20 protein-coding genes are annotated in these 23,098 nt (G+C 71.0%); 2 read left to right on the forward strand and 18 right to left on the reverse strand.

The window, feature by feature from the left end; all coding sequences use genetic code 11:
- A partial coding sequence (locus K7G60_RS25300) for a proprotein convertase P-domain-containing protein (protein WP_225803243.1) occupies positions 1-186 on the forward strand: 186 nt, incomplete at its 5' end.
- Positions 187-259: 73 nt separating this feature from the next.
- On the opposite strand, the gene K7G60_RS25305 is transcribed toward K7G60_RS25300, so the two are convergent.
- From K7G60_RS25305 to K7G60_RS25315, 3 genes are all read right to left on the reverse strand, one after another.
- On the reverse strand, positions 260-1,453 hold the full coding sequence (locus tag K7G60_RS25305; RefSeq protein WP_225803244.1) for a sigma-E factor regulatory protein RseB domain-containing protein: 1,194 nt from the start codon (positions 1,451-1,453) through the stop codon (positions 260-262).
- A 132-nt stretch (positions 1,454-1,585) separates the two neighbouring features.
- Positions 1,586-2,596: a polyprenyl synthetase family protein gene (locus tag K7G60_RS25310; RefSeq protein ID WP_225803245.1), complete on the reverse strand. Its 1,011-nt coding sequence runs from the start codon at positions 2,594-2,596 to the stop codon at positions 1,586-1,588.
- Between the two features lie 294 nt (positions 2,597-2,890).
- Positions 2,891-4,222: a peptidase gene (locus tag K7G60_RS25315; protein WP_225803246.1), complete on the reverse strand. Its 1,332-nt coding sequence runs from the start codon at positions 4,220-4,222 to the stop codon at positions 2,891-2,893.
- Between the two features lie 295 nt (positions 4,223-4,517).
- Between K7G60_RS25315 and fahA the strand changes: the two genes are divergently transcribed.
- A complete protein-coding gene (fahA, locus tag K7G60_RS25320; RefSeq protein ID WP_225803247.1) occupies positions 4,518-5,744 on the forward strand; it encodes a fumarylacetoacetase in 1,227 nt (408 codons plus the stop codon).
- Here the strand turns inward: fahA and K7G60_RS25325 are convergent.
- From K7G60_RS25325 to K7G60_RS25395, 15 genes are all read right to left on the reverse strand, one after another.
- Positions 5,741-6,568 (reverse strand): carbohydrate-binding protein, encoded by an 828-nt coding sequence (locus tag K7G60_RS25325; RefSeq protein ID WP_225803248.1) that lies wholly within the window; start codon positions 6,566-6,568, stop codon positions 5,741-5,743. The genes fahA and K7G60_RS25325 overlap by 4 nt on opposite strands.
- A 41-nt stretch (positions 6,569-6,609) precedes the next feature.
- Positions 6,610-7,530 (reverse strand): AraC family transcriptional regulator, encoded by a 921-nt coding sequence (locus tag K7G60_RS25330; protein ID WP_225803249.1) that lies wholly within the window; start codon positions 7,528-7,530, stop codon positions 6,610-6,612.
- Between the two features lie 125 nt (positions 7,531-7,655).
- Positions 7,656-9,305, reverse strand: coding sequence for an NADH-quinone oxidoreductase subunit NuoN (nuoN, locus tag K7G60_RS25335; protein WP_225803250.1), 1,650 nt, complete (start codon positions 9,303-9,305; stop codon positions 7,656-7,658).
- The gene (locus tag K7G60_RS25340) at positions 9,302-10,900 is read right to left on the reverse strand and encodes an NADH-quinone oxidoreductase subunit M (RefSeq protein WP_225803251.1); all 1,599 of its coding nucleotides are present in this window, start codon (positions 10,898-10,900) and stop codon (positions 9,302-9,304) included. The genes nuoN and K7G60_RS25340 overlap by 4 nt, the downstream gene beginning before the upstream one ends.
- Before the next feature lie 5 nt (positions 10,901-10,905).
- Positions 10,906-12,843: an NADH-quinone oxidoreductase subunit L gene (gene nuoL, locus K7G60_RS25345; RefSeq protein WP_225803252.1), complete on the reverse strand. Its 1,938-nt coding sequence runs from the start codon at positions 12,841-12,843 to the stop codon at positions 10,906-10,908.
- A gap of 12 nt (positions 12,844-12,855) precedes the next feature.
- Positions 12,856-13,155 carry an NADH-quinone oxidoreductase subunit NuoK gene (gene nuoK, locus K7G60_RS25350; RefSeq protein WP_017239464.1) on the reverse strand — a complete coding sequence of 100 codons (300 nt, stop codon included), beginning with the start codon at positions 13,153-13,155 and terminating at the stop codon, positions 12,856-12,858.
- Entirely contained in the window at positions 13,152-13,994 is an 843-nt protein-coding gene (locus K7G60_RS25355) for an NADH-quinone oxidoreductase subunit J (protein WP_225803253.1), read from the reverse strand. Before K7G60_RS25355 ends, nuoK begins: the two co-directional genes overlap by 4 nt.
- Positions 13,991-14,587 (reverse strand): NADH-quinone oxidoreductase subunit NuoI, encoded by a 597-nt coding sequence (gene nuoI / locus K7G60_RS25360; RefSeq protein WP_225803254.1) that lies wholly within the window; start codon positions 14,585-14,587, stop codon positions 13,991-13,993. Before nuoI ends, K7G60_RS25355 begins: the two co-directional genes overlap by 4 nt.
- Complete coding sequence (gene nuoH, locus K7G60_RS25365) at positions 14,562-15,926, reverse strand: NADH-quinone oxidoreductase subunit NuoH (protein ID WP_225803255.1); 1,365 nt, start codon at positions 15,924-15,926, stop codon at positions 14,562-14,564. Before nuoH ends, nuoI begins: the two co-directional genes overlap by 26 nt.
- Positions 15,923-18,403, reverse strand: coding sequence for an NADH-quinone oxidoreductase subunit G (locus K7G60_RS25370; protein ID WP_225803256.1), 2,481 nt, complete (start codon positions 18,401-18,403; stop codon positions 15,923-15,925). Before K7G60_RS25370 ends, nuoH begins: the two co-directional genes overlap by 4 nt.
- Positions 18,400-19,749, reverse strand: a complete 1,350-nt coding sequence (gene nuoF, locus K7G60_RS25375; protein ID WP_225803257.1) for an NADH-quinone oxidoreductase subunit NuoF — start codon at positions 19,747-19,749, stop codon at positions 18,400-18,402. Before nuoF ends, K7G60_RS25370 begins: the two co-directional genes overlap by 4 nt.
- On the reverse strand, positions 19,746-20,489 hold the full coding sequence (gene nuoE / locus K7G60_RS25380; RefSeq protein ID WP_225803258.1) for an NADH-quinone oxidoreductase subunit NuoE: 744 nt from the start codon (positions 20,487-20,489) through the stop codon (positions 19,746-19,748). Before nuoE ends, nuoF begins: the two co-directional genes overlap by 4 nt.
- On the reverse strand, positions 20,486-21,808 hold the full coding sequence (locus K7G60_RS25385; RefSeq protein WP_225803259.1) for an NADH-quinone oxidoreductase subunit D: 1,323 nt from the start codon (positions 21,806-21,808) through the stop codon (positions 20,486-20,488). The genes nuoE and K7G60_RS25385 overlap by 4 nt, the downstream gene beginning before the upstream one ends.
- Positions 21,808-22,539, reverse strand: a complete 732-nt coding sequence (locus K7G60_RS25390) for an NADH-quinone oxidoreductase subunit C (protein WP_225803260.1) — start codon at positions 22,537-22,539, stop codon at positions 21,808-21,810. Before K7G60_RS25390 ends, K7G60_RS25385 begins: the two co-directional genes overlap by 1 nt.
- A complete protein-coding gene (locus tag K7G60_RS25395; protein ID WP_030318842.1) occupies positions 22,536-23,090 on the reverse strand; it encodes an NADH-quinone oxidoreductase subunit B family protein in 555 nt (184 codons plus the stop codon). The genes K7G60_RS25390 and K7G60_RS25395 overlap by 4 nt, the downstream gene beginning before the upstream one ends.
- Positions 23,091-23,098 lie beyond the last annotated feature (8 nt).

The raw sequence follows: 23,098 nt of genomic DNA on the forward strand, positions 1-23,098 counted from the left end.
GTCGCCCCCGACGGCTCGGTCTACAACCTGCACAACCGGTCCGGCGGCAGCGCCGACAACATCAACCAGACCTACACCGTGAACGCCTCCTCCGAGGTCGCCAACGGTGCCTGGAAGCTCCGCGTCCAGGACAAGGCGTCGATCGACACGGGTTACATCAACGGCTTCAAGCTGACCTTCCCGTAGGACGCAGAACTCCCGGGCGGGTCGGTGAACATCGCCCCCGACCCGCCCGGGGTCCCACCCCGCGCCCGCGCCGTTACTCGCCGGCGTTCGCCGCGTCCACGAGCGCGTCCTTCGTCACCGCGCCGACGTAGACCCTGCCGTCCTCGGTGAGGAGCGCGTTCACCAGCTTCGTCTTGAAGACGGTGCCCGAGCCGAACTTCCCGGTGACCTTGTCGCCGAAGGAGTCCAGGAAGCCCTGGATCTCCTTCGGCGCCCCGTCGGTCCCGGCCGCCGGCGCGCCCGTGTCGAGCTTCGCGATCGTCGTCCAGCCCTCGCCGATGACGTCCGGGCCCTCGCCGGATCCGGAGTCGCCGAAGGCCTTCCCGGGGCCGGAGTCGCCGAGGATCTCGCCGAGGCCGGGAATGCCGCCCTCGAAGCCCTCGGGCAGGTCCTTCGCCGCCCCGTCGCCCTTCTCCGCCCCGCCCTCCGTCACCTTCGCGCCCTTCGGCGCCTCGAAGGTGAACTCGGAGGCGGCCGGCTTGCCGAAGTCGACCTTCGTGAAGCCCGCGTCGACGACCGGCTTGCCGCCCTCGACCGAGGAGAGGGTGAACTTCAGCGGGGTGCCGTTCGCCGCGTCCACCGCGATCTTCACCGACTCGACCGTCGAACCGCTCTGCTTCGGCTTGATCACCAGCTGGTACGCGTCCCGGCCGGCCACCTTCGCCGTCCCGTCGACCGTGATCGACGTGGTGTCGCCCGCGGCCTTCAGGACCTCGTCGGCGAGCTGCTTGGGCGTGCCCGGCAGGGGCTCGTCCTTCTCGCCCGCGCCGGACGCGCCCTTCTCGTGGAAGGCCTCGTTCGACTTGCTGTCGTAGGCCCAGACGTCGTCGCCGTTGTGGATCAGGCTGTACTCGTCGGAGCCGTCGAGCAGGGTGAGCCGCTGGCGCTCGGGGCCGTCCGCCGCCACGCGCAGGGTGTGGCTGCCCGTGACGAGCTCGGTGAGCTTCGCGGACGGGTCCGCCGTCGAGGACCCGCCGTCCAGGCCCCCGAGGCCGGACGCCAGGCCGCCGAGGGACGGCAGCCCCAGGTCGGTGGTGATCCTGAAGGTGCCGGACAGGGTCTGGGTGTCCGAGGCGGCGATCTTCTCGATGAGCTGCCGGGCCGTGATCTCCGGCAGGTCCGGGTCGCCGGACGCCGCCAGCGCCGGGACGAGCCCGATGGTCGCCGCGGCCACTCCTGCCACCGCGACCGGGACGACGAACCGGCTCGCCTTACGGGTCTCTGCCATGGTCTCCGCTACCTCCGTGCCGTGCTGCCCCTGTGGATGATGTCTCCATCTCACCAAGGCGGGGGCGCGGAATCGTCAGACCCCGGGATCAAACTCACGTACTGCTTCGGGATGACCCGACCCCGAGACGGCCTACCCCGCGCGGTGGACCACGGCGTCGCACATCTCCGCCAGGGCCGCCTTCGCGTACCCGTCGGGCAGCGGCGCGAGCATCGCGCGCGCCTCCTCGGCGTACCGCACGGTGTCCCGGCGGGCCTGCTCCAGGGCGGGGTGGGCGCGCAGCCGGCGCAGGACCTCGGCGTGCCGCTCGTCGTCGCTGAGGTCGCCGTCGATCAGGGCGACGAGCTCCAGGTCCTCCGGGCGCCCGTGGGCGGCCGCGGCGGCCCGCAGGTGGAGGACGGGGAGGGTCGGGATGCCCTCGCGGAGGTCGGTGCCGGGGGTCTTGCCGGACTCGTGGGAGTCGGAGGCGATGTCGAGGACGTCGTCGGCGAGCTGGAAGGCGACGCCGAGCCGCTCGCCGTACTGGGTGAGGGTGTCGACGACGCTCTCGTCGGCGCCGGACATCATGGCGCCGAAGCGACAGGAGACGGCGACGAGGGAGCCGGTCTTGCCGCCGAGGACGTCGAGGTAGTGCTCGACGGGGTCGCGGCCGTCCATCGGGCCGGCCGTCTCCAGGATCTGGCCGGTCACGAGCCGTTCGAACGCCTCGGACTGGATGCGTACGGCCTCGGGGCCGAGGTCCGCGAGCGTGTGCGAGGCGCGGGCGAAGAGGAAGTCACCCGTGAGGACGGCGATCGAGTTGCCCCAGCGGGCGTTGGCGCTGTCGACGCCGCGCCGGACGTCGGCCTCGTCCATGACGTCGTCGTGGTAGAGCGTGGCCAGGTGGGTGAGCTCGACGACCACGGCGGAGGGCACGACGCCCGGCGCGTAGGGGTCGCCGAACTGGGCGGCGAGCATCACCAGCAGGGGACGGAACCGCTTCCCCCCGGCCAGGACGAGGTGCTGCGCGGCCTCCGTGATGAAGGGGACGTCGCTCTTGGTGGCGTCCAGGAGGCCCGCCTCCACAGCCGCCAGGCCGGTCTGGACATCGGCCTCAAGAGCCTGGTCCCGCACGCTGAGGCCGAACGGCCCGACGACGGTCACGAGGGGGTCTCCTGTCTGCTGACGCCTGCTGACGCTGTCCGGACCGCACACCGACCATTCGGATTGTCGATGTGTCGGTCCATTCACTCAAGCCAGCGTATCCGGTCACGTTTCGATCACCGTGGGCGCCTTCCCGTCACTCCGGTATGTTCGCGATCAGCTCATACGACCAGAAGTGTGCGTTTTGTCCCGAACGGCGATCGACACCGATACGAACGGCGAGTGGCGCCCCCTGGTACGGCGGATCCCCCGCACGGCGGCTTCGGCACGGCCGTACGGGGGATCCGGGCGGTCCTACGCGTCGGCGCCGGCCTTGCGGCGGCGGGCGACGATCAGCGCGCCGGTGCCCAGGGCGACGGCCCCGGCGGCGGCGAGGCCGAGCGGCAGGGTGTCGTTCGCACCGGTGGCGGCGAGGGTGCCGTTCACGGGGGTGACGGACGTGCCGCCCTGCTGGGTGGTGTTCGTGTTGCCGCCGGTGGTGGCGGTCGGCGCCGGGGTCGGCGTGTCCGTCGGCTTCGGCTTCGGCTTGTCGCCCTTGTCGGCGGCGAGGATCTGGAAGTCCAGGTCGGCGTACTCCTTGCCGATGCCGCAGCTGCCGTCGTTGTTCTCGTACTCGCCGTAGGCGAAGACCATGCCCTTGCCGGCGGGGGCCTTGGCGTCGACCGTGAGCCGCAGCTTCACGTCGTAGCTGGCGCCACTGGCGAGCTCGCCGACCTCGATGGGCGCGAACTCCTTCTCGAACGACGTCCACTCCAGGACGTCGGCGGAGGACCACTCGACGGGGATGACGTACTTGGCGAAGTCCGTCTCCTCGTCGATCTCCGTGCCGGGCTCGGGGAGCCGCATGGCGTTCGCGAAGGCGTTGACGAGGTCCAGGGTGCGGTCGGAGGTGTTGGTGACGCGCAGCGAGAAGACGGTGGGCTCACCGGCGGTGACCTTCTTCGGACCGCTCAGCGCGACCTTGACGGAGCGGTCCTCCTCGCACTCCTCCCCGATCTCCTCGTAGAAGGCCAGCTCCTCCTTGGCCTCGTCGAGCTTCTCCTCGGCGGCCTTCTTCACCTTCTGGGCGAGGCCGACCACGCGGGCGGCGGCGACCCGGGCGTCGTCCAGGGCGGTCTCGGCCTCCGTCAGCTTCGCGTCGGCGGCGGTCTTCGCGGTCGCGGCCTCGGTGGCGGCCGTCTGCGCGGCGGTGACGGCGGCGGCGGCCGCCGCCTTCTCCTCGTCGGTGGCGCCGGGCCGGTCCTTCACGGTCTGCTCGTCCTGCTTCGCCTTGGCGAGCGCCTCGTCGGCGGCCGTCTTCTTGGCGGCGGCCTCGTCGGCGGCCGTCTTGGCGCCGGCGACGGCGACCACGAGCGCGTTGTCGGGCTTGTCGAGGGCCTTCAGGTCCTCCGTGGCCTTGTCGAGGTCGGCGACGGCCTCGTCGTACGCCTTCTGCGCCGCGGCCACGGCGGCCTGGAGCTCCTCGAGCGACGGCATGTCGTCGAGGTCGTCCTCGTGGGTCGCGGGCTTCTGGAAGGGCGCGGACGACGGCTTGGTGTCGGCGAACGCCGGCGCGGCCGAGAGGAACACGACCGGAGTGGTCACGGCGGCGGCCACGGCGGTCGCCAGGATGCGGCGGATCTTCACGTTGCGGACCTTTTCCTGGTCAGAGAGAAAGACTGCGAAGAAAGTGGGCGGGTGCGCGCCTGCGGCTACTTCACGCGGCGCGGCACCCGGCTTGATCGTATGGCCGGGAGGGGTCCGCCGGGAGCCCTGTTTCCGCAGCTCTCAGGGGCGTTCCAGGACCGCCCGGCACACAAACCGCGCGAATGCGGGCAGTTGCCCACGGAGGCCGCGCTTTCTGTGTGATCCATGTCATCCGCGCCCGGCGGCCCGCCCCGTAACGTGTCCCCCACACACGTGGAAAGCGAGGCACGCACCGATGTCCGAGCACAGCCCGCTCGATCTGGCCGAGGGCGACCCCTTCGGCCCGCACAACCTCCCGTACGGCGTCTTCTCCACCGCCGACGAGCCCGGGCGGCGCCGGCTCGGCGTCCGCATCGGCGGGCACGTCCTGGACGCGGGTGCCGCGGCGCACGCGCTCGGCTCCCCGTACGCGGCTCTGCTCGCGCAGCCCAGCCTCAACCCGCTCCTCGCGGCCGGGCGGACCGCCTGGCGCGACGTGCGCCGGGCGCTGACGGCCTGGGTGACGGTGCCCGCGCACCGGTCGGACATCGAGCCGCTGCTGCACCCGCTGGACGCGGTGACGCTGCACCTGCCGTACGAGGTGGCGGACTACGTCGACTTCTACGCGAGCGAGCACCACGCCACGAACGTGGGCCGCATCTTCCGCCCGGACGGCGACGCGCTCACCCCCAACTGGAAGCACCTGCCCATCGGTTACCACGGCCGCGCGGGCACGGTCGTGGTCTCCGGCACCGATGTCGTGCGCCCCTCCGGGCAGCGCAAGGCCCCGTCGGACCCGGCGCCGGTCTTCGGCCCGTCCGTGAAGCTGGACATCGAGGCGGAGGTCGGCTTCCTGGTCGGCACCCCGTCCGAGCTCGGCCGGCCCGTCCCGCTCTCCGACTTCCGTGAGCACGTCTTCGGGCTGACGCTGCTCAACGACTGGTCGGCGCGGGACGTGCAGGCCTGGGAGTACGTGCCGCTGGGCCCGTTCCTCGGCAAGTCGTTCCAGACCTCGGTGTCGGCATGGGTGACGCCCCTGGAGGCCCTGGACTCCGCCCGGACCGCCCCGCCCGCGCGGGACCTCCCGCTCCTGCCGTACCTGGACGACGCGGCCGAGGAGGAGCCGGGCGGCTTCGACCTGCGGATCTCGGTGGAGATCAACGGCGAGGTGGTGGCCGAGCCGCCGTTCTCCTCCATGTACTGGACGGCGGCCCAGCAGCTCGCCCACATGACGGTGAACGGCGCCTCGCTCCGCACCGGCGACCTGTACGGCTCCGGCACGGTCTCCGGGCCTGAGGTGAACCAGCGCGGCTCGCTCCTGGAGCTCACCTGGAACGGCCGTGACGCCCTCGACCTGCCGGGCGGCAAGCGGACGTTCCTGGAGGACGGCGACGAGGTCGTCCTCACCGCCTGGGCGCCGGGCCCGGACGGCACGCGGGTGGCGCTCGGCGAGGTCCGCGGCCGGGTCGTTCCGTCCGCCTAGGACACGCGCCAGAGGGCGGGGACGTTCGGCGGCTCCCAGCCGGCCTGGGCCGTGTGCGCCTGGAGGCACGCATAGCCCAGGCCGCCGTACGTGACGGCGTCCCCCGCCCGGTAGGCGGTCCCGGCGGCCCAGGTGCCGCCGGGGACCCCGGTGGACGTCGGGGTCGGGGTCGGCGTCGGGCCGGGGTCCTGCGGGACGTTCAGGACGAAGTCGAAGGCGGCCTCCTTCGCGGTGCCCGCGTCCCGGACGGTCATGAGGAGCCGGGGGTCGAAAATCGTGTCGGTGTTGTTCCGGGGCTCGTTCGGGAAGTACAGCTGCGTGGTCAGCACCGGCCGGCCGGGGGCCTGCACCTTGACGTGGATGTGCCGGGTGCGGCCCGGGTAGAGGCCGGGCACGATCGTGGTCAGCCTGAACGCGCCGGTGGCGTCGGTGAACTGGTGGCCGCGGAAGCGGAATCCGGTGTTGTCGTAGGCGCCGTTGACGTCCGCCTGCCAGAAGTCGAGCAGGACACCCGGTATCGGCCGGCAGGCGAGCCCGAAGACGTAGCCGCTGACGGTGAGCCGGACACCGGTGGTGCCGGCCTCCAGGAGGCTGGTCCTCAGCGGGGAGTTCGGCTTGAAGTACGGCCCTTCCATCTGCTCCGGGGTGGGGTCGTCGCCGTCGTCGCACTCCGGGGTGAGCGCGGGCGCCGTCTCTCCCGCGGTCACGGTACGGGCGAGCGCCGGTACGCCCATGAGGACGGCGGGCGCCGCCATCCCGGCTGCGAGCGCGGCGCGCAGCACGGTCTTGCGGGTGACGTGTCCGGCGGCGGTCTCGTTGTCCATGCCTGCTCCTCTGTGGGGGGCCTGGGGGGATGGCAACGAACCTAGGCGTGCGGGCCGCCGGCTTCGATGGACGGATCTCGGCGGTCGTGGTGTTTTCGGAAGTCCCCCGGAGTCCGCCCGGTCTCCCGGCGGAAGAAGCGGCAGAAGTACGCGGGATCCGCGAAGCCGACCCGGGCCGCGACCTGGCGTATGGACAACTCGGTTCCGGCGATGAGCCGTTGTGCCTCCAGCGTGCGGGCCTCGCGCAGGAGCGCGGCCGGGGTACGGCCGGTGGCGGCCCGGACGGCCTCGGCGAGGTGGCCGGAGCTGACCCCGAGCCGCTCGGCGCACTCCCGTACGGACAGCCCCTCGGCCCCGGCCCGCGCGGCGAGCCGGACGAACTCCTCGGCGATGCCCCGAGCCGGGGCGGGCCGGGCGGCGGCGCCGGGCAGCCGGGCGGCCCGTACGAGGAGCACGTGGAGCAGGGACCGGAGTACCCCGGCGAACCCGTCGGCCCCGCACCGGTACTCCTCGGCGAGCTCCTCCATCAACAGCGAGGTCCGCTCGTGGGAGGCGCCGTCGAGGCCCACCCAGGGCCGCTCGCCGAGCCGCCGCAGCAGGTTCTCGTCACCGGCGCCGCCGAGCAGGAACTCGGGCGTGAACAGCACGAGCGAGCCCTCGAGCCCGCGCACGCCCTCCCAGTGGTGCACCTGCCCGGGCAGGATCACGCCCAGCTGCGGAGGCCGCACCTCGTACCGCTCCAGATCGAGCACGTGCACGCCGCTGCCCTCCACGACGTGGACGATCTCGTAGAAGGTGTGCCGGTGCGGGAACGCGGCCCGAGACATCGGCCCCATCGCGTCGAACCCGCCCGCGGCGAAGGGCAGCCCGCCCGGCGCCCGCACCTCGAGCCGGTGCACGGGCGGTTCCCCGTCCCGGGTGGCGGCACAGGGGGCTCCTGGTAAGACCGTGGTACCGCGCATAGCCTCGCCTCCCCAACTGGTACAGACCATTCGGTCGTCCACGATGCCATGCGCCGCGGGCGGTGTCAGGAACGCGAAGGGCCCGGCTCGCCCCCGAGCCGGGCCCTTCGCGCGTACCGTCCGGGCTACCGGACGAACGTGCTCGCCTGGTTCGCCAGGTCCAGGAAGTACTGCGGGGCGAGGCCGAGGGCGAGGGTGACCACGACGCCCGCCATGATCGTGACGCTCGTCAGGACCGAGGGCACGGCGACCGTGGGGCCGTCCGCCTTCGGCTCGCTGAAGAACATGAGCACGATGACCCGGATGTAGAAGAACGCGGCGATCGCCGAGGCGATCACGCCGACCACCACGAGGGCGCCCGCCCCGCCGTCCGCCGCCGCCTTGAAGACCGCGAACTTGCCGGAGAAGCCGGAGGTCAGCGGGATGCCGGCGAAGGCGAGCAGGAAGACCGCGAAGACCGCCGCCACGAGCGGCGAACGGCGCCCGAGCCCGGCCCACTTGGACAGGTGGGTGGCCTCGCCGCCCGCGTCCCGGACGAGGGTGACGACGGCGAACGCGCCGATCGTCACGAAGGAGTACGCCCCCAGGTAGAAGAGGACGGACGAGATCCCGCTCGGGGTCGCCGCGATGACGCCCGCGAGCAGGAAGCCCGCGTGCGCGATCGACGAGTACGCCAGGAGCCGCTTGATGTCGGTCTGGGTGATGGCGACGACCGCACCGCCGAGCATGGTGACGATGGCGACGCCCCACATGACCGGACGCCAGTCCCAGGTGAGGCCCGGGAAGACCACGTACAGCAGGCGGAGCAGCGCGCCGAACGCGGCGACCTTGGTCGCGGCGGCCATGAAGCCGGTGACCGGCGTCGGGGCGCCCTGGTAGACGTCCGGGGTCCACATGTGGAACGGGACGGCGCCGACCTTGAAGAGGAGTCCCATGAGGACCATGGCGAAGCCGATGAGCAGCAGCGCGTCATTGCCCATGGTGTCGGCGAGCGCCGGGTCGACGGAGCCGATGGAGCCGTCGACGACGCGGGCGACGGTCGCGTACGAGACGGAGCCCGCGTAGCCGTAGAGCAGGGCGATCCCGAAGAGCAGGAAGGCCGAGGAGAAGGCGCCGAGGAGGAAGTACTTGACGGCCGCCTCCTGCGACATCAGCCGCTTGCGGCGGGCGACGGCGCAGAGCAGGTACAGCGGGAGGGAGAAGACCTCCAGGGCGACGAAGAGCGTCAGGAGGTCGTTGGCGGCCGGGAAGACCAGCATGCCGGAGATCGCGAAGAGCGCGAGCGGGAAGACCTCGGTGGTGGTGAAGCCCGCCTTGACGGCGGCCTTCTCCTGGTCGCTGCCGGGGACGGCGGCCGCCTCGGCGGCGAAGGAGTCGACCCTGTGGCCGTGGTCGGCCGGGTCGAGCCTGCGCTCGGCGAAGGTGAAGACCGCCACGACGGAGGCGAGGAGGATGGTGCCCTGGAGGAAGAGGGCGGGTCCGTCGACGGCGATGGCCCCCATGGCCGCGATGTGGGCCTTGGTGGAGCCGTAGCCGCCCGCCGCCAGGCCGACGACGGCGGCGAAGGCGGCGGCGAGCGCGAGGACGGACAGGAAGACCTGACTGTGGTAGCGGGCCTTGCGGGGCACGAAGGCCTCGACGAGGACGCTGACGATCGCGGCGCCGAGCACGATGAGCACGGGCGAGAGCTGCGTGTACTCGATGTGGGGCGCCGGAATCTTGTCCAGCGGCTCGGCAGCTGTCGTCCACAAGCTGTGGACAGCCATGGAACTCACTTGGCCGCCTCCACGTTCTGAATCTGGGGCTGGGGGTCCTTCTGCTGGACGTCCGACATGGTGTGCCGCACGGCCGGGTTGACGACGTCCGTCAGCGGCTTCGGGAAGACGCCGAGGAAGATCAGGACGGCGATCAGCGGGGCGACCACGGCCAGCTCGCGCGCCCGCAGGTCGGGCAGCGCCCGGACCTCCTCCTTCACCGGCCCGGTCATCGTCCGCTGGTACAGGACGAGGGTGTAGAGCGCGGCGAGGACGATGCCGGTGGTGGCGACGATGCCGGCCACCGGGTAGCGCTCGAAGGCGCCGACCAGGACGAGGAACTCGCTGACGAACGGGGCGAGTCCGGGAAGCGACAGGGTCGCCAGGCCGCCGATCAGGAAGGTGCCGGCGAGCACCGGGGCGACCTTCTGCACGCCGCCGTAGTCGGCGATGAGCCGCGAGCCGCGCCGGGAGATCAGGAAGCCGGCGACGAGCATGAGCGCGGCCGTGGAGATGCCGTGGTTGACCATGTACAGCGTGGCGCCGGACTGGCCCTGGCTGGTCATCGCGAAGATGCCCAGGATGATGAAGCCGAAGTGCGAGATCGAGGCGTAGGCGACCAGGCGCTTGATGTCCCGCTGGCCGACGGCGACCAGCGCGCCGTAGACGATGCTGATCAGGGCGAGGACGACGATCGCGGGCGTGGCCCACTTCGACGCCTCGGGGAAGAGGCCGAGGCAGAAGCGGAGCATCGCGAAGGTGCCGACCTTGTCGACGACGGCGGTGATGAGGACGGCGACCGGGGCGGTGGCCTCTCCCATCGCGTTCGGCAGCCAGGTGTGCAGCGGCCAGAGCGGCGCCTTCACCGCGAAGGCGAAGAAGAAGCCGAGGAAGAGCAGCCGCTCGGTGTTGGTCGCCATGTCGAGCGAGCCGTCGGCCCGGGCCGCGGCGATCTCGGTGAGCGAGAAGTTCCCCGCGACCACGTAGAGCCCGATGACGGCGGCCAGCATGATCAGGCCGCCGACGAGGTTGTAGAGGAGGAACTTGACCGCCGCGTACGAGCGCTGGGCCGCCGCGTTCTCGTCGGAGCCGCTGTGGGCGCGGTCGCCGAAGCCGCCGATGAGGAAGTACATCGGGATGAGCATGGCTTCGAACAGGATGTAGAAGAGGAAGACGTCGGTGGCCTCGAAGGAGAGGATCACCATCGCCTCGACCATGAGGATCAGGGCGAAGAAGCCCTGCGTCGGCCGCCACCTCTTCGAGGAGGTTTCCAGCGGGTCGGCGTCGTGCCAGCCGGCCAGGATGACGAAGGGGATCAGCAGGGCGGTGAGCGCGATGAGCGCCACCCCGATGCCGTCGACGCCGAGTTCGTACCGGACGCCGAAGTCCTTGATCCAGGAGTACGACTCGACGAACTGGTAGCGGTCGCCGCCCGGCTCGAAGCCCGCGAAGACGACGGCGGCGAGCACGAGCGTGGCGAGCGAGACGAGCAGCGCCAGCCACTTGGCGGCGGTGCGCCGGGCGGCGGGGACGGCGGCGGTGAGGACCGCGCCGGCCGCCGGCAGCAGCGCCGTCGCCGTGAGGAGCGGGAAGCCCGCGTTGACCACTTGGGACATGGGAGTCACACCGCCCTCATCAGCAGGGTCGCGGCGATCAGCACCGCCGTACCTCCGAACATGGAGACCGCGTACGTGCGGGCGTAGCCGTTCTGGAGCTTGCGCAGCCGGCCGGAGAGGCCTCCGAAGGCGGCGGCGGTGCCGTTGACGACGCCGTCGACCAGGCTGTGGTCGACGTAGACCAGCGAGCGGGTCAGGTGCGTGCCGCCGGTGACGAAGACGGCGTGGTTGAAGTCGTCCTGGAGCAGGTCGCGGCGGGCGGCCCGGGTGAGCAGCGAGCCGCGGGGGGCGACCACCGGGACGGGCCGGCGGCCGTACTGGAGGTACGCGAGGCCGACGCCGATCACCATGACGGCGACGGTGGCGGCGGTGACGGCGGCGGCGCTGATCGGCGCGTGGCCGTGCTCGAAGCCGGTGACCGGCTCCAGCCACTCGACGAATCCGGCGAACTCGAAGACGGCGCCTCCGGCGACCGAGCCGACGGCCAGCAGGATCATGGGGATGATCATGGACTTGGGCGACTCGTGCGGGTGGGGCATGGCGCCCGCCGCGTGCTCGGCGGCCGGCTCTGCGCTGGGCGCCTCGTCGGCGTCCGGTGCCGGCTGCCAGCGCTTCTCGCCGAAGAAGGTCATCAGCATCACGCGGGTCATGTAGTACGCGGTGATGGCGGCGCCGAGCAGGGTGACCGCGCCGAGGATCCAGCCCTCGGTGCCGCCCTTGGCGAAGGCCGCCTCGATGATCTTGTCCTTGGAGAAGAAGCCGGACAGGCCCGGGAAGCCGATGATCGCGAGGTAGCCGAGGCCGAAGGTGACGAACGTGACCGGCATGTACTTCCGCAGGCCGCCGTACTTCCGCATGTCGACCTCGTCGTTCATGCCGTGCATGACCGAGCCGGCGCCGAGGAACAGCCCGGCCTTGAAGAAGCCGTGCGTCACCAGGTGCATGATCGCGAAGACGTAGCCGATGGGGCCGAGGCCGGCCGCCAGGATCATGTATCCGATCTGCGACATCGTGGAACCCGCGAGGGCCTTCTTGATGTCGTCCTTGGCGCAACCGACGATCGCACCGAAGAGGAGCGTGACCGCGCCGACCACGGTGACGACGAGTTGCGCGTCCGGCGCCGCGTTGAAGATGTCGGCGGAGCGGACGATCAGATAGACACCGGCGGTCACCATCGTGGCCGCGTGGATGAGGGCCGAGACCGGGGTCGGGCCCTCCATCGCGTCCCCGAGCCAGGACTGCAGCGGCACCTGGGCCGACTTGCCGCAGGCGGCGAGGAGCAGCATCAGGCCGATCGCGGTCAGCTTGCCCTCGGACGCCTGCCCGCTCGCCTCCAGGACCGGCCCGAAGGCGAAGGTGCCGAAGGTGGTGAACATGATCATGATGGCGATCGAGAGGCCCATGTCGCCGACCCGGTTGACCAGGAAGGCCTTCTTCGCGGCGGTGGCCGCGGTGGGCTTGTGCTGCCAGAAGCCGATCAGGAGGTAGGAGGCGAGACCGACGCCCTCCCAGCCGAAGTACAGCAGCAGGTAGTTGTCGGCGAGGACGAGCAGGAGCATCGCCGCGACGAACAGGTTGAGGTAGCCGAAGAACCGGCGGCGGCGCTCGTCGTGCTCCATGTATCCGATGGAGTAGACGTGGATGAGCGTGCCGACCCCGGTGATGAGCAGGACGAAGGTCATCGACAGCTGGTCGAGCTGGAACGCCATGTCCGCCTGGAAGCCCTCGACCGGGATCCAGGTGAAGAGCCGCTGGTGCAGGGCCCGGTCCTCGGCGCTCTTGCCGAGCATGTCGGCGAAGAGCGCCAGGCCGATCACGAAGGAGACGGCCGCGAGCAGCGTGCCGAGCCAGTGCCCGGTCTTGTCGAGCCGCCGCCCGCCGAGGAGCAGGACGATCGCTCCGAGCAGAGGCGCCGCGATGAGCAGCGCGATCAGGTTGTCCACTGGTTACGCCCCTTACAGCTTCATCAGGCTGGCGTCGTCGACCGAGGCCGAGTGGCGGGCACGGAAGACGGACACGATGATCGCGAGCCCGACGACGACCTCCGCGGCGGCGACGACCATCGTGAAGAAGGCGATGATCTGGCCGTCGAGGTTGCCGTGCATGCGGGAGAACGTGACGAACGCGAGGTTGCAGGCGTTGAGCATGAGCTCGACGCACATGAAGACGACGATCGCGTTGCGCCGGATCAGCACCCCGGCCGCGCCGATGGTGAACAGCAGGGCCGCGAGGTACAGGTAGTTGACGGGATTCACCGGGTGGCCTCCTCTTCGTCCCGGTCCCGGCCGAGCCGCTCCTCGGAGCGCTGCTCCAGGGCCTTGAGGTCGGCCATCGCCTCGTTGGACACGTCACGGATCTGGCCCCGCTTGCGCAGGGTCCGCATGACGGTGAGCTCCGACGCGGTGCCGTCGGGCAGCAGACCGGCGATGTCCACGGCGTTGTGCCGGGCGTACACGCCGGGCGCGGGCAGCGGCGGCACGTGCTTGCCCTCGCGCACCCGCTGCTCGGACAGCTCGCGCTGGGTGCGGGCCCGCTCGGTCCGCTCCCGGTGGGTGAGCACCATCGCGCCGACGGCCGCCGTGATCAGCAGCGCGCCGGTGATCTCGAAGGCGAAGACGTACTTGGTGAAGATGAGGGCGGCGAGGCCCTCCACGTTCCCGCCGTGGGCGCTGTTGGCCGCGCCGAGGCCGGCGAACTCCGTCAGCGAGGCGTTCCCGATGCCGGCCGCCAGCAGGATGCCGAAGCCGAGACCGCAGGCGACGGCCAGCCAGCGCTGGCCCTTGATGGTCTCCTTCAGCGAGTCCGCGGCGGTGACGCCGACCAGCATGACGACGAAGAGGAAGAGCATCATGATCGCGCCGGTGTAGACGACGATCTGGACGATGCCGAGGAAGTACGCGCCGTTCGCCAGGTAGAAGACCGCGAGGACGATCATCGTGCCGGCGAGGGAGAGCGCGGAGTGCACGGCCTTCTTCATCAGGATCGTGGCCAGCGCGCCGACGACGGCGACGGTGCCGAGGACCCAGAACTGGAAGGCCTCACCGGTGGACGTCTCGGCGGAGAGCGTCACTGCGGCCGCGAGGTTCGCGCTCATGCGTCCGCCCCCTCCGGCTCGCCCTTCTCCCCCTTGGACACGGCGACCTGTCGGACCGTGCCGGGCGCCGCCTCGGTGACGAGCCCCCGGTAGTAGTCCTGCTCGGTCATGCCCGGGAAGATCGCGTGCGGGGTGTCGACCATGTCCTCCTCCAGGCCCGCGAGGAGCTGCTCCTTGGTGTAGATCAGGTTCTGGCGGGAGGAGTCGGCCAGTTCGAACTCGTTGGTCATCGTCAGCGCGCGCGTGGGGCACGCCTCGATGCACAGTCCGCAGAGGATGCAGCGGGCGTAGTTGATCTGGTAGACGCGGCCGTACCGCTCGCCCGGCGAGTAGCGCTCCTCGTCGGTGTTGTCCGCGCCCTCCACGTAGATGGCGTCGGCGGGACAGGCCCAGGCGCACAGCTCGCAGCCGACGCACTTCTCCAGCCCGTCGGGGTGACGGTTGAGCTGGTGCCGGCCGTGGAAGCGGGGCGCCGTCGTCTTCTGCTGCTCCGGGTACTGCTCGGTCAGCCGCTTCTTGAACATGGCCTTGAAGGTCACGCCGAAGCCGGCCACCGGATTCTGGAAATCAGACACCGTCCGTCTCCTTTCCATCACTCGCAGTAGCAGTATCGGGGGCGCCACTGACAACGAGGTCCCTGTCGTACCGGGACCTGCGCCGCGGCACGGGCGGCAGGGACTGTCCGGGCTTGGGCGGTACGGGGAAGCCGCCGGCCATCGGGTCGAAGGCCCGCTCCTCGGCGGGAGCGGCCGCGGCCCCCTTCGCCTTCCGGTCGCGGAGCGCGTCCACCAGGAAGGAGAGGAGGAGCAGGGCGAGGACGGCACCGGCCACGTACAGCACGATGTTGGAGAAGGCGATGTTCTCGTTGCGCAGCGCGCGGACGGTGGCGACCAGCATCAGCCAGACCACGGCGACCGGGATGAGGACCTTCCAGCCGAGCTTCATCAGCTGGTCGTAGCGGACGCGGGGCAGGGTGCCGCGGAGCCAGATGAAGAAGAACAGCAGCAGCTGCACCTTCACGACGAACCAGAGCATCGGCCACCAGCCGTGGTTGGCGCCCTCCCAGAAGGTGGAGATCGGGTACGGGGCCCGCCAGCCGCCCAGGAAGAGGGTCACCGACACGGCCGAGACCGTCACCATGTTCACGTACTCGGCGAGCATGAACATCGCGAACTTGATGGACGAGTACTCGGTGTTGAAGCCGCCGACGAGGTCGCCCTCGGACTCCGGCATGTCGAACGGGGCGCGGTTCGTCTCGCCGACCATCGTGACGATGTAGATGATGAACGACACCGGCAGCAGGATCACGAACCAGCGGTCCGCCTGCGCCTCGACGATCTTCGAGGTCGACATCGACCCGGAGTAGAGGAAGACGGAGGCGAAGGCCGCGCCCATGGCGATCTCGTACGAGATCATCTGCGCGCAGGACCGCAGGCCGCCGAGCAGCGGGTACGTGGAGCCGGAGGACCAGCCGGCGAGGACGATGCCGTAGATGCCGACGGAGGCGACCGCCAGGACGTACAGCATCGCGATCGGCAGGTCGGTGAGCTGCATCGCGGTCCGGTGGCCGAAGATCGAGACCTCGTTGCCCGCCGGGCCGAAGGGGATCACGGCGATCGCCATGAAGGCGGGGATGGCGGCGACGATCGGGGCGAGGACGTAGACGACCTTGTCGGCCCGCCGGACGATCACGTCCTCCTTGAGCATCAGCTTGACGCCGTCCGCGAGGGACTGGAGCAGACCCCAGGGGCCGTGCCGGTTGGGGCCGATGCGCAGCTGCATCCAGGCGACGACCTTGCGCTCCCACACGATGGAGAAGAGCACGGTGACCATCAGGAAGGCGAAGCAGAAGACGGCCTTGATCAGAACGAGCCACCAGGGGTCCGTGCCGAACATGGACAGGTCTTCGGCCGCGAGGACGTTCGGGGTCATGCCTGCACCTCCTGCGAGGTCGCCGGGCCGATGCGGACCAGGGTGCCGGGGCGGGCGCCGGTGTCGGAGAGGACGCCCCGGCCCGCCGAGTTCAGCGGCAGCCAGACGACCCGGTCGGGCATCTCGGTGACCTGGAGCGGGAAGGCGACCGAGCCGGTGGGGCCGGTCACCTCCAGGACGTCGCCGTCCTTGACGCCGGTGTCGGCGGCGGTGGCGGCGGAGAGCCGGGCGACCGCGGCGTGCCGGGTGCCGGCCAGGGCGGCGTCGCCCTCCTGGAGCCTGCCGAGATCGAGGAGGAGGCGGTGTCCGGCGAGGACGGCCTCGCCGTCGCCGGGCCGGGGCGCCGGCTGGCCGGGCGAGCCGGGCTCGGTCGCCCGCTCCTCGGTCCAGCCGCCGAGCCGGTCCATCTCCCGCCGCGCGGACCGCAGGTCGGGCAGGCCGAGGTGGACGTCGAGGGCGTCGGCCAGCATGTGGAGCACGCGGGCGTCGGTCGGCGCGAGGGGCCGGGTCATCTGCTCGGGCTTGAGCGCGGCCTCGAAGAGCCGGGCCCTGCCCTCCCAGTTGAGGAAGGTGCCGGCCTTCTCGGCGACGGCCGCGACCGGCAGGATCACGTCGGCGCGCTCGGTGACCTCGCCGGGCCGCAGTTCCAGGGAGACCACGAACGCCGTGTCGAGGGCCTCGCGCGCGCGTGCCGGGTCCGGCAGGTCGGCGACCTCGACGCCGGCGACGAGCAGCGCGGCGAGCTCTCCACCGGCCGCGGCCTCCACGATCTGGCCGGTGTCGCGGCCGTAGCGGTGCGGGAGTTCGCGGACGCCCCAGGCGGCGGCGACCTCCTCACGCGCGCGGGGATCGGTCGCGGGCCGGCCGCCGGGCAGCAGCGCCGGGAGCGCCCCCGCCTCGACGGCGCCGCGCTCGCCGGAGCGGCGCGGGATCCACACGAGGCGGGCGCCGGTGGCGGCCGAGGCGCGCAGGGCGGCGGTGAGCGCGCCGGGCACGCCCGCGAGCCGCTCGCCGACGGCGAGGACGGCGCCCTCCTGGCGGAGGGCCTCGGCCGCGGCGGCGCCTTCCTCGGAGAGGCCGACCCGGGAGGTGAGGGCGTCGAGCCATTCGGTCTCGGTGCCGGGGGCGGCCGGCAGCAGGGTGCCGCCCGCCTTCGTCAGGCCCCGGGTGGCGAACGGGGCGACCGCGTAGGTCTTCTGGCCGTGCTTGCGCCAGGCCTTGCGGAGCCTCAGGAAGACGGCGGGGGCCTCCTCCTCGGACTCCAGGCCGACGAGGAGCACGGCCGGGGCGGCTTCGAGCGAGGTGTACGTGACACCCGAGCCGTCCAGGTCGCGGCCGCGTCCGGCGACGGCGGAGGCCAGGAAGTCGGCCTCCTCGCCGGAGTGGATCCGGGCCCGGAAGTCGATGTCGTTGGTGTCGAGGGCGACCCGGGCGAACTTGGCGTACGCGTAGGAGTCCTCGACGGTCAGCCGGCCGCCGGTCAGGACGCCGGTCCGGCCGCGGACGAGCCCGCGGGCGGCGGCCTCCAGGGCCTCGGGCCAGGAGGCGGCCTCCAGCTCACCGGTCTCGGGGTTCCGGACGAGCGGCGTGGTCAGCCGGTCGCGCTGCTGGGCGTACCGGAAGGCGAAGCGGCCCTTGTCGCAGATCCACTCCTCGTTGACCTCCGGGTCCTCGGCGGCGAGCCGCCGCATGACCTTGCCGCGCCGGTGGTCGGTGCGGGTGGCGCAGCCGCCGGCGCACTGCTCGCAGACGGACGGCGAGGAGACCAGGTCGAAGGGGCGGGAGCGGAAGCGGTAGGCGGCCGAGGTGAGGGCGCCGACCGGGCAGATCTGGATGGTGTTGCCGGAGAAGTACGACTCGAAGGGGTCGCCCTCGCCGGTGCCGACCTGCTGGAGCGCGCCGCGCTCGACGAGCTCGATCATCGGGTCGCCGGCGACCTGGTTGGAGAAGCGGGTGCAGCGGGCGCACAGGACGCACCGCTCGCGGTCGAGGAGCACCTGGGTCGAGATCGCGACCGGCTTCTCGTAGGTCCGCTTGACGCCCTCGAAGCGGGACTCGGCCTGTCCGTGGGACATGGCCTGGTTCTGCAGGGGACACTCGCCGCCCTTGTCGCAGACCGGGCAGTCCAGCGGGTGGTTGATGAGCAGCAGCTCCATCACGCCGTGCTGGGCCTTCTCGGCGACGGGCGAGGTGAGCTGGGACTTCACCACCATGCCGTCGGTGCAGGTGATGGTGCAGGAGGCCATGGGCTTGCGCTGGCCCTCGACCTCGACGATGCACTGGCGGCAGGCGCCGGCGGGGTCGAGGAGCGGGTGGTCGCAGAAGCGCGGGATCTCGATGCCGAGCTGTTCGGCGGCGCGGATGACCAGCGTCCCCTTGGGGACGGAGATCTCGGCGCCGTCGATGGTCAGCGTCACGAGGTCCTCGGGCGGTACCGGCGCGCTGCCGCCGCTGGGGGTGGACGCGATGACGGTCATGCGGTCACCTCCTTGTGGTTGTCCGCCCAGGCGGTCGACTTGGCCGGGTCGAAGGGGCAGCCCCGGCCCGTGATGTGCTGCTCGTACTCCTCGCGGAAGTACTTCAGCGAGGAGAAGATCGGCGAGGCGGCGCCGTCGCCGAGGGCGCAGAACGACTTGCCGTTGATGTTGTCGGCGATGTCGTTCAGCTTGTCGAGGTCGGACATGACGCCACGGCCCGCCTCGATGTCGCGGAGCAGCTGGACGAGCCAGTACGTGCCCTCGCGGCACGGCGTGCACTTGCCGCAGGACTCGTGGGCGTAGAACTCGGTCCAGCGGGTGACGGCCCGGACGACGCAGGTGGTCTCGTCGAAGCACTGGAGCGCCTTGGTGCCGAGCATGGAGCCGGCGGCGCCGACGCCCTCGTAGTCGAGGGGCACGTCGAGGTGCTCGTCGGTGAACATGGGGGTGGAGGAGCCGCCGGGGGTCCAGAACTTGAGCCGGTGGCCGGGGCGCATGCCGCCGCTCATGTCGAGGAGCTGGCGCAGGGTGATGCCGAGGGGGGCCTCGTACTGGCCGGGCGAGGCGACGTGCCCGCTGAGCGAGTACAGCGTGAAGCCCGGGGACTTCTCGGTCCCCATCGACGTGAACCAGTCCTTGCCCTTGTTCAGGATCGCGGGAACCGAGGCGATGGATTCGACGTTGTTCACCACAGTGGGGCAGGCGTACAGACCGGCGACCGCGGGGAAGGGGGGCCTCAGCCGGGGCTGGCCGCGGCGCCCTTCGAGCGAGTCGAGCAGCGCGGTCTCCTCGCCGCAGATGTACGCGCCGGCACCGGCGTGGACGGTGAGTTCGAGGTCGAGTCCGCTGCCGAGGATGTTCGTGCCGAGGTAGCCGGCGGCGTAGGCCTCGCGGACCGCCTCGTGGAGGCGGCGCAGGACGGGGACGACCTCGCCGCGCAGGTAGATGAAGGCGTGGTTCGAGCGGATCGCGTAGCAGGCGATCACGATGCCCTCGATGAGCGAGTGCGGGTTGGCGAAGAGGAGGGGGATGTCCTTGCAGGTGCCGGGCTCGGACTCGTCGGCGTTGACGACGAGGTAGTGCGGCTTGCCGTCGCCCTGCGGGATGAACTGCCACTTCATGCCGGTGGGGAAGCCGGCGCCGCCGCGTCCGCGGAGGCCGGATTCCTTGACGTACGCGATGAGGTCGTCGGGGCTCATCGCGAGGGCCCGCTTGAGTCCCTGGTAGCCCTCGTGGCGCTCGTAGGTCTCCAGGGTCCAGGAATTGGGCTGGTCCCAGAAGGCCGACAGGACGGGCGCCAGGAGCTTCTCGGGGCTGCTGTTGTTGATCTCGGCGGCCAAGGTCATTCCTCCCCCTCCTGTCCGGAGGTCTCACCACGCGGGTGGACGATTCGGTGGTGCGGCTTCTCGCCCTTGGCCAGGCGCAGTCCCACGAGGGAGGCCGGGCCGGCGCCGCCGGTGGCCTCGACGGCGCCGGGGCGCTCGTCGGGGAAGCCGGCGAGGATGCGGGCGGTCTCCTTGAAGGTGCAGAGCGGGGCGCCGCGGGTGGGTTCGACGGTGCGTCCGGCCCGGAGGTCGTCGACCATCTTCTTGGCGGACTCGGGCGTCTGGTTGTCGAAGAACTCCCAGTTGACCATCACGACCGGTGCGAAGTCGCAGGCCGCGTTGCACTCGATGTGCTCGAGGGTGATCTTGCCGTCCTCGGTGGTCTGGTCGTTCCCGACGCCGAGGTGGGCCTTGAGCTCCTCGAAGATGGCGTCGCCGCCCATGACCGCGCAGAGCGTGTTGGTGCAGACGCCGACCTGGTAGTCGCCGGAGGGCTTGCGCCGGTACATCGTGTAGAAGGTGGCGACGGCGGTGACCTCGGCGGTGGTCAGGCCGAGCATGTCGGCGCAGAACTGCATGCCGGTGCGGGTCACATAACCCTCCTCCGACTGCACGAGGTGCAGCATCGGCAGGAGCGCGGAGCGGGAGCCCGGGTAGCGGTCGATGATCGCCCGGGCGTCCTCCTCCAGGCGGGCGCGGACGTCCGCCGGGTATTCGGGGGCGGGGAGCTGGGGCATGCCCAGACTGATCTGGTCGGTCATCGGTCGACGCCTCCCATCACGGGGTCGATGGAGGCGACGGCGACGATGACGTCGGCGACCTGGCCGCCCTCGCACATCGCGGCCATGGCCTGGAGGTTGGTGAAGGACGGGTCGCGGAAGTGGACCCGGTAGGGGCGGGTGCCGCCGTCGGAGACGACGTGGACGCCGAGCTCGCCCTTGGGCGACTCGACGGCCGCGTAGGCCTGCCCGGCGGGGACCCGGAATCCCTCGGTGACCAGCTTGAAGTGGTGGATCAGGGCCTCCATGGAGGTGCCCATGATCTTCGCGATGTGGTCGGTGGAGTTGCCGAGGCCGTCCGTGCCGAGGGCGAGCTGCGCGGGCCAGGCGATCTTCTTGTCGCCGACCATGACCGGGCCGGGAGCCAGGCGGTCGAGGCACTGCTCGATGATCCGCAGGGACTGCCGCATCTCCTCCAGGCGGACGAGGAAGCGTCCGTAGGAGTCGCAGGTGTCGGCGGTCGGGACGTCGAAGTCGTAGTTCTCGTAGCCGCAGTACGGGTCGGTCTTCCGCAGGTCGTGCGGGAGGCCCGCCGACCGGAGGATCGGCCCGGTGGCGCCGAGGGCCATGCAGCCGGTGAGGTCGAGGTAGCCGACGTCCTGCATGCGGGCCTTGAAGATGGGGTTGCCTGTGGCGAGCTTGTCGTACTCCGGCAGGTTCTTCTTCATGGTCTTCACGAACTCGCGCACGGCGTCGACGGCACCCGGCGGGAGGTCCTGGGCGAGGCCGCCGGGGCGGATGAACGCGTGGTTCATGCGCAGGCCGGTGATCAGCTCGTACAGGTCCAGGATCATCTCGCGGTCCCGGAAGCCGTAGATCATGATCGTGGTGGCGCCGAGCTCCATGCCGCCGGTGGCGATGCACACCAGGTGCGAGGAGAGCCGGTTGAGCTCCATCAGCAGGACGCGGATGACGCTGGCGCGGTCCGGGATCTGCTCGGTGATGCCGAGGAGCTTCTCCACGCCCAGGCAGTACGCCGTCTCGTTGTAGAACGAGGTGAGGTAGTCCATGCGCGTGACGAAGGTGGTGCCCTGCGTCCAGGTCCGGTACTCGAGGTTCTTCTCGATGCCGGTGTGGAGGTAGCCGATGCCGCAGCGCGCCTCGGTGACGGTCTCGCCGTCGATCTCCAGGATGAGGCGGAGCACGCCGTGGGTGGACGGGTGCTGGGGGCCCATGTTGACGATGATGCGCTCGTCGTCGGCCTTCGCGGCGGACTGGACGACCTCTTCCCAGTCGCCGCCGGTCACCGTGTAGACGGCGCCTTCCGTGGTCTCGCGGGGAGACGCGTGGGGAGTGGACATCAGCTGTACGACCTCCGCTGGTCCGGAGCCGGGATCTGGGCGCCCTTGTACTCGACGGGGATGCCGCCGAGGGGGTAGTCCTTGCGCTGCGGGTGGCCCTGCCAGTCGTCCGGCATCATGATCCGGGTGAGGGCGGGGTGTCCGTCGAAGACGATGCCGAAGAAGTCGTACGCCTCGCGCTCGTGCCAGTCGTTCGTCGGGTAGACGGCGACGAGGGACGGGATGCGCGGCTCGGCGTCGGGGGCCGAGACCTCCAGGCGGATCAGCCGGCCGTGGGTCAGCGAGCGCAGGTGGTAGACGGCGTGCAGCTCGCGGCCCTTGTCGCCCGGGTAGTGGACGCCGGAGACGCCGGTGCAGAGCTCGAAGCGGAGCGCCGGGTCGTCGCGCAGGGTGCGGGCCACACGGACGAGGTGCTCGCGCTCGATGTGGAAGGTGAGCTCGCCGCGGTCGACGACCGTCTTCTCGATGGCGTTCCCGGGCAGGAGGCCCTGCTCCTCCAGGGCGCCCTCGAGCTCGTCGGCGACCTCGTCGAACCAGCCGCCGTACGGGCGGGCGGCCGGTCCGGGGAGCCTGATCGAGCGGACCAGGCCGCCGTAGCCGGAGGTGTCGGCCCCGCTCTGGGCGCCGAACATGCCGCGCTGGACGCGGACCTCCTCGCCGTGGTCACCGCGCTGGCCCGGCAGGTTCTGCGCGCTGAGGTCCTTGTCGGGGTTGGGTGTCTCGTCACTCAACGGAGCAGACCCTTCAACTCGATCGTCGGCAGCGCCTTGAGCGCCGCCTCCTCCGCCTCGCGGGCCGCCTCCTCGGCGTTCACGCCGAGCTTGGAGGACTGGATCTTCTGGTGGAGCTTGAGGATCGCGTCCAGGAGCATCTCCGGACGCGGCGGGCAACCGGGCAGGTAGATGTCGACCGGCACGATGTGGTCGACGCCCTGCACGATCGCGTAGTTGTTGAACATGCCGCCCGAGGAGGCGCAGACGCCCATGGAGATGACCCACTTGGGGTTGGGCATCTGGTCGTAGACCTGCCTCAGGACGGGCGCCATCTTCTGGCTGACCCGGCCGGCCACGATCATCAGGTCGGCCTGGCGCGGCGAGCCGCGGAAGACCTCCATGCCGAAGCGGGCCAGGTCGTACCGGCCGGCTCCGGTGGTCATCATCTCGATGGCGCAGCAGGCGAGGCCGAAGGTCGCGGGGAACACGGACGCCTTGCGCACCCAGCCCGCGGCCTGTTCGACCGTCGTCAGCAGAAAGCCGCTCGGGAGTTTCTCTTCGAGTCCCATAGGTGCCC

Origin of the sequence: Streptomyces sp. NK15101 (genome assembly GCF_020400725.1) — a bacterium.
GTDB lineage: Bacteria > Actinomycetota > Actinomycetes > Streptomycetales > Streptomycetaceae > Streptomyces.

What these genes read in the sequence shown, in the direction of transcription:
- nuoE (WP_225803258.1), bottom strand. Translation starts at nt 20,489, where the DNA reads ATGACCGACCAGATCAGTCTGGGCATGCCCCAGCTCCCCGCCCCCGAA.
- K7G60_RS25305 (WP_225803244.1), bottom strand. Translation starts at nt 1,453, where the DNA reads ATGGCAGAGACCCGTAAGGCGAGCCGGTTCGTCGTCCCGGTCGCGGTG.
- K7G60_RS25385 (WP_225803259.1), bottom strand. Translation starts at nt 21,808, where the DNA reads ATGTCCACTCCCCACGCGTCTCCCCGCGAGACCACGGAAGGCGCCGTC.
- K7G60_RS25370 (WP_225803256.1), bottom strand. Translation starts at nt 18,403, where the DNA reads ATGACCGTCATCGCGTCCACCCCCAGCGGCGGCAGCGCGCCGGTACCG.
- K7G60_RS25330 (WP_225803249.1), bottom strand. Translation starts at nt 7,530, where the DNA reads ATGCGCGGTACCACGGTCTTACCAGGAGCCCCCTGTGCCGCCACCCGG.
- nuoH (WP_225803255.1), bottom strand. Translation starts at nt 15,926, where the DNA reads ATGACCCCGAACGTCCTCGCGGCCGAAGACCTGTCCATGTTCGGCACG.
- nuoF (WP_225803257.1), bottom strand. Translation starts at nt 19,749, where the DNA reads ATGACCTTGGCCGCCGAGATCAACAACAGCAGCCCCGAGAAGCTCCTG.
- nuoI (WP_225803254.1), bottom strand. Translation starts at nt 14,587, where the DNA reads ATGGAAAGGAGACGGACGGTGTCTGATTTCCAGAATCCGGTGGCCGGC.
- K7G60_RS25395 (WP_030318842.1), bottom strand. Translation starts at nt 23,090, where the DNA reads ATGGGACTCGAAGAGAAACTCCCGAGCGGCTTTCTGCTGACGACGGTC.
- K7G60_RS25340 (WP_225803251.1), bottom strand. Translation starts at nt 10,900, where the DNA reads ATGTCCCAAGTGGTCAACGCGGGCTTCCCGCTCCTCACGGCGACGGCG.
- K7G60_RS25355 (WP_225803253.1), bottom strand. Translation starts at nt 13,994, where the DNA reads ATGAGCGCGAACCTCGCGGCCGCAGTGACGCTCTCCGCCGAGACGTCC.
- K7G60_RS25325 (WP_225803248.1), bottom strand. Translation starts at nt 6,568, where the DNA reads ATGGACAACGAGACCGCCGCCGGACACGTCACCCGCAAGACCGTGCTG.
- fahA (WP_225803247.1), top strand. Translation starts at nt 4,518, where the DNA reads ATGTCCGAGCACAGCCCGCTCGATCTGGCCGAGGGCGACCCCTTCGGC.